The sequence below is a fragment of the Streptomyces albipurpureus genome, from assembly GCF_023701525.1.
Lineage (GTDB): Bacteria > Actinomycetota > Actinomycetes > Streptomycetales > Streptomycetaceae > Streptomyces > Streptomyces albipurpureus.
Genome location: NZ_JAMQAW010000104.1, coordinates 22,736 through 37,174, shown reverse-complemented (window position 1 = coordinate 37,174; position 14,439 = coordinate 22,736). Strand labels below are relative to the sequence as shown.

The following is a 14,439-nucleotide window of genomic DNA, read 5'->3' as shown; positions in this document are numbered from 1 at the left end:
AACCGGTCCAGAGCCTCCCAGCCAAATGAACCGGTTCCGTCCCCTTGGTGAACTCTGGGCGACGAGTGTTCCCGGTGCCACCCGATTGGCTGTGACCATGTCCGTGACCACGCATAACCTGGATGCATGGACGTGAACGCGGCGGTTGCCGCAGCAGCAGCGATAGCCGGTCTGCTGACCGGCGTGATCGCGATGCTGGCGTTCCGCTGGAGCGAGCGGGAGCAGCGCACACCCACCCGTAGCTCGTTGCACACGGATGCCGTACTGCCACCTGGCGTGGACACGGTCCTCTCCGTGCTGCGCTCATCCGCGGTCGTCCTCGACGAGGGCGACTCCGTGGTCAAGGCCAGTTCCGCCGCATATGCCCTAGGGCTGGTCCGTGGCGGAAAACTCACTGTTGACGCGATGCTGAACATGGCCCGTGACACCCGTCGTGACGGAGAGATACGCCAGGTGGAGCTGGATCTACCCCGGCGGGGCACCGGCCGAGGCGAGGCCCTCGCGGTCTCGGCCCGAGTCGCGCCCCTCGGGTCGCGGCTGGTGCTGCTGCTGGTCGAGGACCTCACCGAAGCCCGCAGGATAGACGCGGTACGGCGCGACTTCGTCGCCAACGTCAGCCATGAACTCAAGACCCCGGTGGGCGCCCTCTCGCTGCTCTCCGAAGCCGTGATGGACGCATCGGAAGACCCGGAGGCGGTCACCCGGTTCGCCGGACGGATGCAGATCGAGGCGACCAGGCTCACCAATCTCGTACAGGAGCTGATCGACCTCTCCCGGGTGCAGAATGACGATCCACTGGACGACGCCGAGCCGGTACGGGTGGAAGAACTGGTCGCCGAGGCCATCGACCGCTCCCGGCACCCCGCGTCCACCAAACAGATCACCATGGCCGCCGCGGGAGCAGAGGAACTCCGCATCTGGGGCAATCGCGGCCAGCTCGCAGCCGCCCTCGGCAATCTCGTCGAGAACGCCGTCAACTACTCGCCCGCCCGCACCCGCGTCGGGATCTCCGCACGCCGGGTCTCCGATCTGGGCGTCGACCTGATCGAGATCGCCATCACCGATCAGGGCATCGGCATCCCCGAGAAGGACCGTGAGCGGATCTTCGAACGGTTCTACCGCGTCGATCCCGCTCGCTCCCGCGCCACCGGGGGCACCGGACTCGGGTTGGCGATCGTTAAGCATGTGGCCGCCTCGCACGGCGGGGAGGTCACCGTCTGGAGTACCGAAGGACAGGGCTCCACCTTCACCCTGCGGCTACCCGAAGCCGGCACCGCCAGGGACCGCTCGACCATCGGCCAGGACCCGGCCACCAGCCAGGTCCCAGCCACCCGTACGGATGGGCCCGACGGCGACAACCCGCCCGACGGTCGACCCGCCAACGGCACGGATCGCCCTGCCGAGGACGACAACCGGCCCTACGACACCGATCCGAACACCGAAACCCCTGCCCCGGAGGTCCTTCCGTGACCCGAGTGCTCGTCGTCGAGGATGAGGAATCCTTCAGCGACGCCCTGTCCTACATGCTCCGCAAGGAGGGCTTTGAGGTCGCCGTGGCGACCACCGGCCCCGAGGGGCTCGACGAGTTCGAGCGCAATGGCGCCGACCTCGTCCTCCTCGACCTGATGCTGCCCGGGCTGCCGGGCACCGAGGTCTGCCGCCAGTTGCGCGGTCGATCCAATGTGCCCGTCATCATGGTGACCGCCAAGGACAGCGAGATCGACAAGGTTGTCGGGCTGGAGATAGGAGCGGATGACTATGTCACCAAGCCCTTCTCCTCGCGGGAACTGGTCGCCCGCATCCGCGCGGTGCTGCGCCGCCGCGGAGAGCCGGAGGAGGCCACCCCGGCCGCCCTGGAGGCCGGTCCGGTCCGGATGGACGTGGACCGCCATGTCGTCACCGTCTCCGGCGGCAAGGTCGACCTCCCCCTGAAGGAGTTCGACCTACTGGAGATGCTGCTGCGCAACGCCGGGCGGGTGCTCACCCGGATGCAGCTGATCGACCGGGTCTGGGGCGCCGACTACGTGGGCGACACCAAGACCCTGGACGTCCATGTGAAGCGGCTGCGCGCCAAGATCGAGCCGGACCCGGGGGCGCCGCGCTATCTGGTGACGGTCCGTGGCCTGGGCTACAAGTTCGAGCCCTAGCAGCCTGGGGTCCCATAGGACCCCTTGGGCCCGGGTAACGGGAAATGCCCCACCGAATCGCCCGGTGGGGCATTTCCCGTCGCTGTGGGTGCTTCGCTGAGCCACCGGAGGCACCGAGGTGCCGGCCGGGAGCGGCCAAGACGCCCCGGAGGGGCTAGCGCAGAGCGGAGTCGGCGGAGTCGCCCTCCGCCTCGCCGTCGCCCTCTTCGTTCCGGCCCTGCTCGTTCTGCTGCTCGCCCTGCGCCTGGTCGGCCTGGTCGCCCTCGGTGCCGGGCTGGCCCTCCGTGCCCGGCTGGCCGGAGTTCGCGGGGTTCGCCGGGTTCTCGGCGTTCCCGGCGTTCTCGGCGTTCCCGGACGGAGAGCTCCCCGGCTCACCGGCGGACTCCGACGGCTTCGGGGACTCAGCGGGCTTCGTGGGGGCCGGCTTCGGCGGTGCGGTCGGACCGAAGTCCTTGAAGTCGCCCGTCGAGGCCATCACAAAGGCCTTGAGCTTCACGTCGCCGGTGGCGCTGAAGCGGAAGACCGTCTCCTGCACCCCGCCGATGTTCTTCGTCAGATCGCGCCCGTTGTCGACGACCGCGGAGGCGTTGCCCTTGCCGCCGATGACGATCGAGCCCTGGGCCGGAACGCTGATCGGACCCGATCCCTTCGCCGGCTTCAGCTTCACCGTGCCGGCGCCGGGCAGGGTGATCGAGTCGATCGTCTGGGCGGCCCGGCCGTTGTTGAAGACCGTGGCGGAGACGGCTGCGGGCCCCTCGGAGTCGGCCTTCGGCTGGGTGATGACGTTCGCGTTCTGGACACTGATCGTGTCGACCGTCACCGCTGCCGTGTCCGGCTTGACGCCGAGGGACTGGGCGTTGTTGCCCGCACCGCAAGCGGTGAGCGCGGCGATCGACAGCGCGGCAGCGGTCACGGCGAGGGCACCGCGTCGAAGGCCGCGGTTGCGGCCTCCCGACGGAGTGTGATGGAGGCTCACGGCGGCGGCATCTCCTTGGACGTACGGACTGCGGACGGGTCGGGCCAACGCCTGCCGACTGACGGTGGGCGGGCCGGCTGAACCGGCGCAATACCGGCCGGGACCGCGACAGTTCGCGATACCGGCCGAGACGACATCAGTTCGTCGCCAGATTACAGAGCCGCCTCTCCGGCCCTGCACCCGACCCGCCCCTTCGCGCCGCACCGGCCCCGAACGCAACTCCGAAGGCGTCTTCCGACTACCCGACCGGAAGTCGGCGGCACTGTTTCCGATGACGCTCACAAATCACCGGTGATCAATTGCCGGAGCCGCTCCGCATTCCTTCCGAATACCTTCGGCGTGAAAACCTCCCCCAGGACTTAGTCACACCTCCGCACGCCTGTGTTGATCAATTCGGGATTCACCCGCCCATCAGGCCGAACGGGTGAACGACGGCCGAACGGAGTACGGGAAGTTCACCATGAAGAACCCGGCATATCGGGACGTTAGGCCCCGTCTAAGGGGTCGGTACGGGGCGTAACGTGCGCGTTTCGCTTTGCCCGTGCAGCGGCTCCGACCTGCGAATACCGCCTTCCGGAAGCCGTTCGCAGCACGTTCCTGTTGCTGTTGTCAAGCCCCGAGATATGCCCTGACCTGCGAAAACGCCATTCAGAAGAAGCCGTATCCGTGTTACCCTGGATAGCCACGGAAGGGGTACCTGTCACATGACGTTCAAGGTTGGCGACACCGTGGTCTATCCCCATCACGGGGCCGCGCTGATCGAGGCCATCGAAACTCGCCAGATCAAAGGCGTGGACAAGACCTACTTGGTGCTCAAGGTCGCTCAGGGCGACCTGACAGTTCGCGTGCCAGCGGACAATGCGGAGTTCGTCGGCGTACGCGATGTGGTCGGTCAGGACGGGCTCGACCGGGTCTTCGAGGTGCTTCGCGCACCATACGCCGAAGAGCCGACTAACTGGTCCCGTCGCTATAAGGCAAATCTGGAGAAGCTTGCCTCCGGTGATGTCATCAAGGTCGCTGAAGTGGTTCGTGACCTGTGGCGTCGTGAGCGTGAGCGCGGACTCTCCGCAGGTGAGAAGCGCATGCTCGCCAAGGCTCGCCAGATCCTGGTGAGCGAGCTTGCTCTCGCGGAGAACACCAACGAAGACAAGGCCGAGGCTCTGCTCGACGAGGTCCTCGCGTCCTGACGCGTGACGCACCAATGCCGCGGTGCCCGATGACATGTCATGATCACCATTGATCATGGCCTTGTCGCCGGGCGCTGCGGCATGTTTCGTGGTCCGCCCAGGTGTGGTGCTGGTACTACCCGTGCTGGCCCGCGCCGTGCCGCTACCCACTACCGCCCCCTAGGAATCACAGCACCGAATCCCTATGGTGTGCCGGGCCCGGGCGGCTGGCGCAGACCAGTAGTCACGGAAGGGTCCGTCAAGGCGTCGCGCCCGGCACGCTTGAGGCCATACCCATGTCGGCCGAGGAAACAAACCTGCCGGAGTGCAACCGATGTCAGACGTATCGCATCCGCCCCGCACCGCAGCGGTGATTCCAGCCGCCGGACGAGGGGTGAGGCTCGGCCCCGGCGCCCCCAAGGCGCTCCGCACGCTGAACGGCACGCCGATGCTCATCCACGCCGTACGAGCCATGGCGGCCTCCCGGGCGGTCACCCTGGTGGTGGTCGTCGCCCCGCCCGATGACGCGCCGGGAGTGAAAACCCTCCTGACGGATCTCGCGCTGCCCGACCGCACCGATATCGCCGTCGTCCCCGGCGGTGAAACCCGACAGGAGTCGGTACGGCTCGGGCTCGAAGCCATCCCCGACGACATCGAGATCGTCCTCGTCCACGACGCCGCCCGTCCGCTGGTCCCCGTCGACACCGTGGACGCCGTCATCGAGGCCGTACGGGACGGGGCTCCGGCCGTCGTACCGGCACTGCCGCTCACGGACACCGTCAAGGAGGTCGAGCCGGCACCGCCAGGGCACCCCACCGACCCCGAGCCCGTGGTCGCCACTCCGGAGCGCGCCCGGCTACGGGCCGTCCAGACCCCTCAGGGCTTCGACCGCGACACCCTCGTCAACGCCCACCGCACCATGGCGGCCGCCGGCGGCGACGGCGCCACCGACTGCGCCGGCATGGTGGAGCGACTGGGTGCTCCCGTGGTGGTGGTGCCCGGCCACGAAGAAGCCTTCAAGGTGACCCGACCGCTCGATCTCGTACTCGCCGAGGCAGTGCTCGCCCGCAGGAGGGCCAATGACGGCTTCTAGCATTCCGCTGGTGGGCATCGGCACCGATGTGCACGCCTTCGAGGCGGGCCGTGAGCTGTGGTGTGCCGGGCTGTTCTGGGAGGGCGAGACGGGCCTCGCCGGCCACTCCGACGCCGATGTGGCCGCCCATGCCGCCTGCGACGCACTCTTCTCCGCCGCGGGCATCGGCGACCTCGGCGCCCACTTCGGCACCGACCGCCCCGAGTGGTCCGGTGCCTCCGGCGCCACCCTGCTCGCCGAGGCGGCCCGGCTGGTGCGCGCCGAGGGCCTGGAGATCGGCAATGTGGCCATTCAGGTGATCGGAGTGCGCCCGAAGATCGGAAAGCGCCGTGCCGAGGCCCAGAAGGCGTTGGGTGCCGCGATCGGCGCAGCGGTGTCCGTCTCCGGTACGACAACGGACGGACTGGGGCTGACGGGGCGGGCCGAGGGCATCGCCGCCATCGCCACCGCCCTGGTGTTCCGAACGGGTGAGTAGTTCGTCAGTCTGAAACATCCGGCGGGTGTGAGGCGCTGTTCGCGGCGGGTAGGCGTAGGGGGACCCCACCCCCGAACCGCGGCGACGAGTTCTCAGCCGGACCGGGCTTTGCGGGACACGAGCAGACACGACCGGGTTCGATCATGTTTCATCGAACCCGCACTCCTTGGCGTTCACCCAACCCGAAAGGCCGCGTATATGACCGCCGAACTCTCGGACGAACTGAAGACGCTTCTCGACTCCCCCGTTTTTGTGAACATCGCGACCATTCAGCCCGACGGCAGTCCTCAGGTGTCGCCGGTCTGGGTGAAGCGGGACGGCGACGACGTTCTGATCTCGACGACCGTCGGTCGTCGCAAGGAGCAGAATCTGCGCCGTGATCCCCGGGTGACGGTCCTGGTGCAGCCCTTCGACGCCCCGTACACCTACGCCGAGATCCGTGGCACCGCGACCCTCACCAAGGAGGGCGGGCAGGAACTCATCGACGAACTGGCCGTGAAGTACGTGGGCAAGAAGTACGCGGAGTTCAATCCCGCCGCGGGCCAGGACGACGAACGGGTGGTTGTCCGGATCACTCCGCGCAAGGTTGTCGGACGTATCTGAACCCGACAAAGTCAAGGGCCCCAAAGGCCACAATCGCAAAGTTTGGCCCCGCGTCCCACACTGGGTCGCGGGGCACTGCCATGCGCCCACTACCCTTGTTGCGTGACCATTCGCCTGTACGACACCAGCGCCCGGCAGATCCGTGACTTCGTCCCGCTCACGCAGGGCTGTGTCTCGATCTACCTCTGTGGCGCGACCGTGCAGGCCGCACCGCACATCGGCCATATCCGCTCGGGACTCAACTTCGACATCATGCGCCGCTGGTTCGAGTACCGCGGCTATGACGTGACGTTCATCCGCAATGTCACCGACATCGACGACAAGATCATTCAGAAGTCGGCGGAACAGAACCGCCCCTGGTGGTCGATCGGCTACGAGAACGAGCGCGCCTTCAACGACGGCTACGCCGCACTCGGCTGCCTTCCGCCCACTTATGAGCCCCGCGCCACCGGCCACATCACCGAAATGGTCGAAATGATGCGCGGACTCATCGAGCGCGGACACGCCTATGAAGCCGACGGCAATGTCTATTTCGACGTCCGGTCCTTCCCCGGCTATCTCCAGCTCTCCAACCAGGACATCGACGAACTGCGTCAGCCTTCCGGCGAAGGCGAGACCGGTAAGCGCGACCCGCGCGACTTCGCCATGTGGAAAAGCGTCAAGCCCGGCGAGCCCAGCTGGGAGACGCCCTGGGGCCGTGGCCGCCCCGGCTGGCATCTGGAGTGCTCGGCCATGGTGCACAAGTACCTCGGCTCCAGCTTTGACATCCATGGCGGCGGAATCGACCTGGTCTTCCCGCACCATGAGAATGAGATCGCGCAGGCCAAGGCCTTCGGCGATGACTTCGCCCAGTACTGGGTGCACAACGCCTGGGTCACCATGAGCGGTGAGAAGATGTCCAAGTCCCTCGGGAACTCGGTCCTCGTCTCCGAGATGGTCAAGCACTGGAAGCCCATCGTCCTGCGCTACTACCTGGGCACCCCGCACTACCGCTCGATGATCGAGTACAGCGAGGAAGCCCTGCGCGAGGCCGAATCCGCCTTCTCGCGGATCGTCGGCTTCATGCAGCGCGTCGCCGAGAAGGCGGGGGGCAGCGTCGAGCCCGCCACCGAGGTGCCGCTCGCCTTCGCCGAGGCCATGGACGACGACCTCGGCGTCCCGCAGGCCCTCGCCGTCATCCACACCACCGTCCGGCAGGGCAATTCGGCGCTCGCGGCGGATGACAAGGAAAGCGCCGTCGCCCGGCTGGCCGAGGTCCGTGCCATGCTCGGTGTCCTGGGCCTCGACCCGCTCGATCCCCACTGGGCGGGCGAGACGGAGAGCGGCGAAGACCTCCATGGCGCGGTCGACACCCTCGTCCGGCTGGTCCTCCAGCAACGCGAATCCGCCCGCAGCCGCAAGGACTGGGCCACCGCCGACGCCATCCGCGACCAGCTCCAGCAGTCCGGCCTGGTCATCGAGGACGGCCTGGACGGACCGCGCTGGACCCTCGGACCGCGCTGACCCATCCGCGATGTGCCGCCCGGCTCTGAGGGCGGCACACTTTCCCTCATACGTACGTACGCCTTCGAGCTTTCAGGAAACAGGTAGTAGCCATGGCCGGGAACAGCCAGCGCAGGAACCGCCGCACGTCCAACAAGAAGGGCGCGCAGGTCGGCAGCGGTGGCAATCGGCGCCGCTCGCTTGAGGGCAAGGGACCGACCCCCCCCGCCTCAGCCCGCAAGGGACACGTCAAGAACCGCGTCGCCAACGCCAAGGCCAAGCAGACCGCCCGCCGTCCCGTCGCCCGACGCGGCGGCAAGGGCAGCTCCGAGATGGTCGTCGGCCGCAACCCCGTCTTCGAGGCGCTGCGCGATGGGGTGCCGGCCAACACGCTCTACGTCCAGCAGTTCATCGACAACGACGAGCGGGTCCGGGAGGCCCTTCAGCTGGCGGCCAAGCGCGGCAACATCCATCTGATGGAGGCCCCCCGGCCCGAGCTGGACCGGATGACGGGTGGCCTCAACCACCAGGGAATGGTGCTCCAGGTCCCGCCGTATGAGTACGCCCACCCGGAGGACCTGGCGGTAGCCGCGCACGACGAGGGCGAGGACCCGCTGATCGTCGCGCTCGACGGGGTGACCGACCCGCGCAACCTGGGCGCCGTCGTACGCTCGGTCGCCGCCTTCGGCGGCCACGGAGTGGTGGTGCCCGAGCGCCGCGCCGCGGGTATGACCGCGGGCGCCTGGAAGTCCTCGGCGGGCACCGCGGCCCGTACGCCGGTGGCCCGCGCGACCAACCTGACCCGCGCCCTTGAGGGGTACCAGAAGGCGGGCATCACCGTGGTCGGACTGGCCGCGGACGGTGAGCACGAGGTCGGCGAGCTCGCGGCCCTCGGCGGTCCGGTGGTGATCGTGGTCGGCAGCGAGGGCAAGGGCCTGTCCCGGCTGGTCGGCGAGACCTGTGACTTCCTCGTGCGCATTCCCATGCCGGGCGGAGCCGAATCGCTGAACGCGGGCGTCGCGGCGGGCGTGGTCCTCTACGAGGCTGCCAAGCGGCGCGCCTGACCCCGCGTGGCGGGTTGACGCCGGCCCGCCACGCCGTTCACAGGGCGCTCACCAGCCTTGACGGGCCTCGGACAGATCGGGTCCTCCGTGGCAGTGTCCAAACACCTTGTCACTCGGTTAGATGAGTGTGGACACCAGAACGCCCCGGCCCGGGTTCGATGATCAGCCTGCGTTGAGCATGGTCAAGGTTGACTGCGACCCCGCGCAGGTCATCGTGAACCACGCCAGCTTCCGGGTGCGGCTCGCCCAGAGCCCGCGCCCCGCACGCGCCATGGCGGACACCTCGCGTGTCCCCCATCTGGGCGCGGCCCAGGCGGGGCGGCGGCGGGCTCCCGTCGTCTGGAGCGGCAGGTCCGCACCGGGGGACGTCGGGGCGACCGGGCTGCTCCAGGCCGTGCGCAACACGGCCACCACCGGATACCAGCACACCGGACACGAGGGCCACGACCGCTATGACGGCGGGTCGACCCAGGTGATCCCGCGAGTCGACCTGGGCGGCTCGGTGGACGATCCGACCGCGCCCCACCCGCTCGCCGTGCCGCACAGCCGCTCGGAGAGCCCCCTGCTGCCCCCGATGCGGCAGGCGGTCGGCGCCTACGACGGCTATGACTCGTACTCCTCGTATGAACAGGGTCCCTACGAGGACGAGTTGGACGAGTCGGACGAGTCGGACGATGCCGTCGGGGACACCCGGCCGCACCGGGCCGGTCAGGACGCGGTCCGGCACGGCTACTACCCCGGCCGGCGGATGAACCTCGGCGTGGTGCTGCTGCCGATGCGGGTCTTCCTCGGCTTCATCTCCATCTACGCCGGCATGGGCAAGCTCAGCGATCCCGTCTACTTCGACGGCGGCGAGCGCGGCTCCATGGTGAAGTGGCTCACCTCGCTGCACCCGTGGGGACTGGCCGAGCCGCTGCGCGACTTCGCGCTCTCCCACCCCGTGGGCAGCGGTCTGACCGTCGCCTTCCTCCAGGTGGTCGTCGGTGTCCTGACGGTGCTCGGCCTGTGGCAGCGGGTCGCCGCCGTCGTGGGGGCGCTGCTGTCGGCCGCGCTGATCCTGACGGTCAGCTGGCGGACCGTCCCCGCCTATGACGCCCCCGACATCATCTATCTCGCCGCCTGGTCCCCGCTGATCATCGCCGGCGCACCCGTCTACTCCGTGGACGGCAGACTGGCGAGCGAGGCATGGCGCAAGCTCGGACCGCGCTCCGAGCTCTGGCAGCTGCGGCAGCGGGTGCTGCGGCGGGGTGCGGTCGTCGCCACGGTGGTCGTCGGGCTCACCCTGCTCGTCGGTTCGCTGCTGGGCGGGGCCGTTCGCTCCACGGACATGGTCACGGTGCCCGGTCCCAACCAGGACCCCACCAACCATCTGCCCGGCTCCTCGCTGCCGCAGGACGAGCCCACGGGTGAGCGCAGCTCATCGGGCCCGGTCGGTGAGAAGGACGCCAAGCCCGAGCCGTCGGTGAGCCGGGTGGAGGCTCCGAAGAAGGAGCAGGCCACCCCGTCCGGTGAGGAGGCGCGTGAGCCCGGCCGTACGGCGCAGCAGCGGTCCAGCGAGCCCCAGGGCAACGGGGGCGACACCCGACAGGCGCCGAGCCGCTCAGAGCCCGTCCAGCAGGCCCCAACGACGAGCTCGGGCCCGTCCTCTTCGGGCGGTGGCAGCGGCGGCAGCGGTGCGGCCGACAGTGGCTCCGCGGACCCGGGGGCCGGCAGCGGCGGCGGCTCGGGCACGGGCGGTTCCGGTAGCGGGGGCAACGAACGGGTGATCGGCGGGCTGCTCGGCTGAGGAACGCGCTGACGCGCACCGCGAGGAGGCGGCCACCGGAGGGATTCCGGTGGCCGCCTCCTTCCTGCTGTGTCCACCCTCGGTGGGGCCCGCGGACGGAACGTCCTCGCTGAAAGCGTTCAGCGGCTCCGGGAGAGCGGAGGGAGAGGCTCGACGGTGGCCCTTCGGCGCTGCGGCGGCTCGCATGTGACCGCCGTGACCGCCCTGACCGCCCTGCGGGCTGACCGGGCTGATCTGCCGGTGGGATCGACCGATGGGCAAACGCCCTACGTGGCCTGCTGAGCGGCCAGTTCCTTCGCGGCCTCGGTCAGGTCCTTGGCGGTGTCGATCGCCCGCCAGTAGGCCCCCTGGGGCAGTGGGAAGCCCGCCAGCAGGCGCTCGCGGGCCAGCTTGGGGAAGGTGGTGCGCTCATGGTCGCCGCGGTCCGGCAGCAGTTCGGCGAAGGCCGCGGAGAACACATAGACGCCCGCGTTGATCAGATAGGGCGACGGCGGGGCTTCGATGAAGTCCGTGATGTGGCCGAACGCGTCCGTCTCGACCGCTCCCCAGGGGATACGGGGCCGGGCTAGCGCGAGTGTGGCGGCGGCGTCACGCTCACCGTGGAAGGCGGCCATGTCCCGCAGCGGGAAACGGGTCCAGATGTCGCCGTTGGTGGCGTACCAGGGCAGATCGGGCCGGGGTAGGCGGGCGGCGGCGTACTTGAGGCCGCCGCCGCGGCCGAGGGGTTCGGGTTCGACGACGGTGGTGACGCGCAGCGGCAACTCGGTGCTCGCGAGCCACTTCTGGAGCACCTCGGCGAGATGGCCACAGGAGATGACGGCGTCGGTGACGCCTTCCGCGGCGAGCCAGGAAAGCTGATGGCCGATGATCGGGGTCCCGGTTCCGGGGATCTCGACCATCGGCTTGGGGCGGTCGTCGGTGTACGGGCGTAGCCGTGAGCCCTGGCCACCCGCCAGGATTACGGCCTGCGTCGGATACGTGGGCGTACTCATGCCCTGGACGATATGCCGCGCGGGCCGTGGCTCCCCAGAGGCGCTCAGCTGCCCTGGGTCTGTGCGGCGACCCCGGTGGCGAAGGACGTGTCGCAGACGGGCTTGGAGAAGGACTGGGCGCGGGTGGGGCCAAGGCGCTCCACGGCGGCGCGGCCGAGGTCGCGGGCGATCGACATGCAGTGCTTGGCGAGCGACGGACGGGCTTCCACCTCGCGCTGGAGGTGGGTGAGGGCGGTGCCGGGGTCCTTCTCCTGGAGTTCGGTCAGGAGCCGGTCGCGCAGGACGTCATGGGGCGCGCGGGGCTTGGCGGGCACGGAGACGTTCTGCGAGGAGGCGGTGAGCATCTGCGACTGGCTCGGCTGGCCTGCCCACGGAACGCTGGTAACTGCGAGGGTTCCGGAGAGCACCAGGACGACGGGCAGAACGAGAGCGAGAGTGCGGCCGATTCGGCGGGCTGAGTGGGTCACGCGAGCGAGCGTAGCGGTCAGTGATGATTTGGCGACATTTAGTCACTCGGGCGGGGGACGGTTCGACGAGCCCTTTCGAATCCCGTGTTGACGTCGAGTGCCGAAATGCCCGGAGCGGTGGGGCTTTTGGTCGGATACGCGAAACGGCCCCGCCGGAACTGCGGGGCCGTCACTGTGCGTTGAGCTCGTCAGGCGGACTCAGTCGGTGAGGCGCTCACCGGTCGAGGTCGCGAAGACGTGCAGCTCGTCCGGGCGCGGTACGACGTGCAGCTCGGCGCCCTTGTCGGGCACGGAGCGACCGCCGACGCGGACGACCAGGTCCTGGTACTTGCCGCCGACCTCGGAGGAGCCGTACACAAAACCGTCGGCGCCGAGTTCTTCCACGACGTTGACGGAGATGGCCAGGCCGGCCGGGGCGTCCTGGGTGTCCTTGGACAGCGACCGGGCGGCGGCGCCGTTGTGCTCGACGACGTCGAAGTGCTCGGGGCGGACACCGACGGTGACGGTGCTGTCACCGCGGGCTTCGGCGGCGCTGAGGGCCTCACGGGAGACCGGCACCACGCTGTTGCCGAACTTCACTCCGCCGTCGGTGATCGGGACCTCGACCAGGTTCATGGCGGGGGAGCCGATGAAGCCGGCGACGAAGAGGTTGGCCGGGCGGTCGTACATGTTGCGCGGGGAGTCGACCTGCTGGAGCAGACCGTCCTTGAGCACCGCGACCCGGTCGCCCATGGTGAGCGCCTCGACCTGGTCGTGGGTCACGTACACGGTGGTGATGCCCAGCCGCCGCTGGAGCGAGGCGATCTGGGTACGGGTGGACACACGGAGCTTGGCGTCGAGGTTGGACAGCGGCTCGTCCATGAGGAAGACCTGCGGCTCACGGACGATCGCGCGGCCCATCGCGACCCGCTGGCGCTGACCACCGGAGAGCGCCTTCGGCTTGCGGTCCAGGTACGGGGTGAGGTCGAGGATCTTGGCGGCCTCTTCGACCTTCTTGCGGATCTCGGCCTTGTTGACGCCGGCGATCTTGAGCGCGAAGCCCATGTTGTCGGCGACGCTCATGTGCGGGTAGAGCGCGTAGTTCTGGAACACCATGGCGATGTCCCGGTCCTTGGGCGGCAGATGTGTGACGTCACGGTCGCCGATGCGGATTGCTCCGCCGTTGACGTCCTCAAGTCCCGCGAGCATCCGGAGAGAAGTGGACTTGCCACAACCGGAGGGGCCGACGAGGACGAGGAACTCGCCGTCTTCGATCTCGATCTGGAGCTGGTCGACCGCAGGCTTGTCGCCGCCGGGGTAGATGCGGGTTGCCTTGTCGAAAGTAACGCTGGCCATGCTGATGTTTCCCTTCACCGGCAGGAACGTGCCGGACGATCCGAGTAAAGGAGTGGTTTAGTCCACCTGTGTGGACGTGGGGTGACGCTACCTGGCCTTTTCTGATCTGTCAGCTGCCGTAGGCAACCAGTTTTTCGACCAGGACCGGCCCGCTGTTGGTTACACTGCTACGGCTGCCTCCTTAGCTCAGCTGGCCAGAGCAACGCACTTGTAATGCGTAGGTCGTCGGTTCGAATCCGACAGGGGGCTCTAGAGGTTCGCAGATGTGTCCCGGATCACTGTGGTCCGGGACATATTTCTGCCCGGAGCGGCTTCACGCCCAAGGCTCCCCTCCCGGCTATCCCGTCCTGTTGGCCCGCTCCGCCCCTTGTACGGCACCAGCCGATGACCCGTCCCGGTGCCTTCGCCGCGCTCACCGCTCTGGTCAGCTCGCCGCGCTCAGCTCCACCACGACGCGGTTCGGATGCCCGTCGGTGAGCACCGGATAGGCGCGGGTGGTGACCAGGTCATCGGTTGCCACCAGCCCCGAGCCGTCGCTGTCCGCGTGCACCCGGACCGTGTAGCGGGCCCGCGGGTCCGGCGGTGGTGCCTCCAGCAGAAGGCGTTGAGGCCGCTCCAGTCGTACGCCGTGCAGGACCTCGCGGGCCACCACCCGAGCCGGGGCGTCCACCGCGCTCACTTCCTCCACCTGGGCGCGCAGGGTGACTTCCGCGCCGGGGGCGGTTATACCCGGCGCGAGTTTCACCGTGATTTCTACGGTCGGCATACGCTTGCGTACCCCCTTGTCGGCCCCTGCTCATCCTGATATTCCACAGTACGTTCCGTAAAACTCTTTGCGGAATGCGAGGACAGG

General features: G+C 68.6%; 14 protein-coding genes and 1 tRNA gene. 10 read left to right on the top strand and 5 right to left on the bottom strand.

Translation table 11 applies throughout. The features are described 5' to 3' along the window. Window positions 1–126 precede the first annotated feature (126 nt). Both phoR and phoP read left to right on the top strand, forming a co-directional pair. Entirely contained in the window at window positions 127–1,470 is a 1,344-nt protein-coding gene (gene phoR, locus NBG84_RS39215) for a two-component system sensor histidine kinase PhoR (RefSeq protein WP_250924514.1), read from the top strand. 5 nt (window positions 1,471–1,475) lie between these two features. Next, window positions 1,476–2,147 (top strand): two-component system response regulator PhoP, encoded by a 672-nt coding sequence (phoP, locus tag NBG84_RS39210; protein ID WP_486679385.1) that lies wholly within the window; start codon window positions 1,476–1,478, stop codon window positions 2,145–2,147. Window positions 2,148–2,301: 154 nt separating this feature from the next. On the opposite strand, the gene NBG84_RS39205 is transcribed toward phoP, so the two are convergent. Further along, window positions 2,302–3,123, bottom strand: a complete 822-nt coding sequence (locus tag NBG84_RS39205) for a DUF461 domain-containing protein (RefSeq protein ID WP_308312161.1) — start codon at window positions 3,121–3,123, stop codon at window positions 2,302–2,304. 704 nt (window positions 3,124–3,827) lie between these two features. Between NBG84_RS39205 and NBG84_RS39200 the strand changes: the two genes are divergently transcribed. The 7 genes from NBG84_RS39200 (at window position 3,828) to NBG84_RS39170 (ending at window position 10,792) form a co-directional block, all read left to right on the top strand. Next, window positions 3,828–4,310 carry a CarD family transcriptional regulator gene (locus NBG84_RS39200; protein WP_003953493.1) on the top strand — a complete coding sequence of 161 codons (483 nt, stop codon included), beginning with the start codon at window positions 3,828–3,830 and terminating at the stop codon, window positions 4,308–4,310. A gap of 313 nt (window positions 4,311–4,623) precedes the next feature. Then, window positions 4,624–5,382 (top strand): 2-C-methyl-D-erythritol 4-phosphate cytidylyltransferase, encoded by a 759-nt coding sequence (gene ispD / locus NBG84_RS39195; protein ID WP_250924512.1) that lies wholly within the window; start codon window positions 4,624–4,626, stop codon window positions 5,380–5,382. After that, window positions 5,369–5,857 carry a 2-C-methyl-D-erythritol 2,4-cyclodiphosphate synthase gene (gene ispF, locus NBG84_RS39190; protein ID WP_250924511.1) on the top strand — a complete coding sequence of 163 codons (489 nt, stop codon included), beginning with the start codon at window positions 5,369–5,371 and terminating at the stop codon, window positions 5,855–5,857. Before ispD ends, ispF begins: the two co-directional genes overlap by 14 nt. A 198-nt stretch (window positions 5,858–6,055) precedes the next feature. Continuing rightward, on the top strand, window positions 6,056–6,460 hold the full coding sequence (locus NBG84_RS39185; RefSeq protein WP_250924510.1) for a PPOX class F420-dependent oxidoreductase: 405 nt from the start codon (window positions 6,056–6,058) through the stop codon (window positions 6,458–6,460). A 102-nt stretch (window positions 6,461–6,562) separates the two neighbouring features. Beyond that, window positions 6,563–7,963, top strand: coding sequence for a cysteine--tRNA ligase (gene cysS, locus NBG84_RS39180; RefSeq protein ID WP_250924509.1), 1,401 nt, complete (start codon window positions 6,563–6,565; stop codon window positions 7,961–7,963). A 92-nt stretch (window positions 7,964–8,055) separates the two neighbouring features. After that, window positions 8,056–9,006, top strand: coding sequence for a 23S rRNA (guanosine(2251)-2'-O)-methyltransferase RlmB (gene rlmB, locus NBG84_RS39175; RefSeq protein WP_250924508.1), 951 nt, complete (start codon window positions 8,056–8,058; stop codon window positions 9,004–9,006). A gap of 121 nt (window positions 9,007–9,127) precedes the next feature. Beyond that, window positions 9,128–10,792: a DoxX family protein gene (locus tag NBG84_RS39170; protein ID WP_250924507.1), complete on the top strand. Its 1,665-nt coding sequence runs from the start codon at window positions 9,128–9,130 to the stop codon at window positions 10,790–10,792. Window positions 10,793–11,058: 266 nt separating this feature from the next. Here the strand turns inward: NBG84_RS39170 and NBG84_RS39165 are convergent, their stop codons facing one another. The 3 genes from NBG84_RS39165 to NBG84_RS39155 form a co-directional block, all read right to left on the bottom strand. Then, a complete protein-coding gene (locus NBG84_RS39165) occupies window positions 11,059–11,784 on the bottom strand; it encodes a nucleotidyltransferase family protein (protein WP_250924506.1) in 726 nt (241 codons plus the stop codon). A 44-nt stretch (window positions 11,785–11,828) separates the two neighbouring features. Next, window positions 11,829–12,251: a hypothetical protein gene (locus tag NBG84_RS39160; protein ID WP_250924505.1), complete on the bottom strand. Its 423-nt coding sequence runs from the start codon at window positions 12,249–12,251 to the stop codon at window positions 11,829–11,831. Window positions 12,252–12,449: 198 nt separating this feature from the next. Next, window positions 12,450–13,586, bottom strand: a complete 1,137-nt coding sequence (locus NBG84_RS39155; protein WP_250924504.1) for an ABC transporter ATP-binding protein — start codon at window positions 13,584–13,586, stop codon at window positions 12,450–12,452. Between the two features lie 175 nt (window positions 13,587–13,761). Between NBG84_RS39155 and NBG84_RS39150 the strand changes: the two genes are divergently transcribed. Beyond that, window positions 13,762–13,835: transfer RNA gene (locus tag NBG84_RS39150), tRNA-Thr, on the top strand. Between the two features lie 175 nt (window positions 13,836–14,010). Here NBG84_RS39150 and NBG84_RS39145 read toward each other — a convergent pair. Then, window positions 14,011–14,352, bottom strand: a complete 342-nt coding sequence (locus NBG84_RS39145; protein ID WP_250924503.1) for a YbaY family lipoprotein — start codon at window positions 14,350–14,352, stop codon at window positions 14,011–14,013. Window positions 14,353–14,439 lie beyond the last annotated feature (87 nt).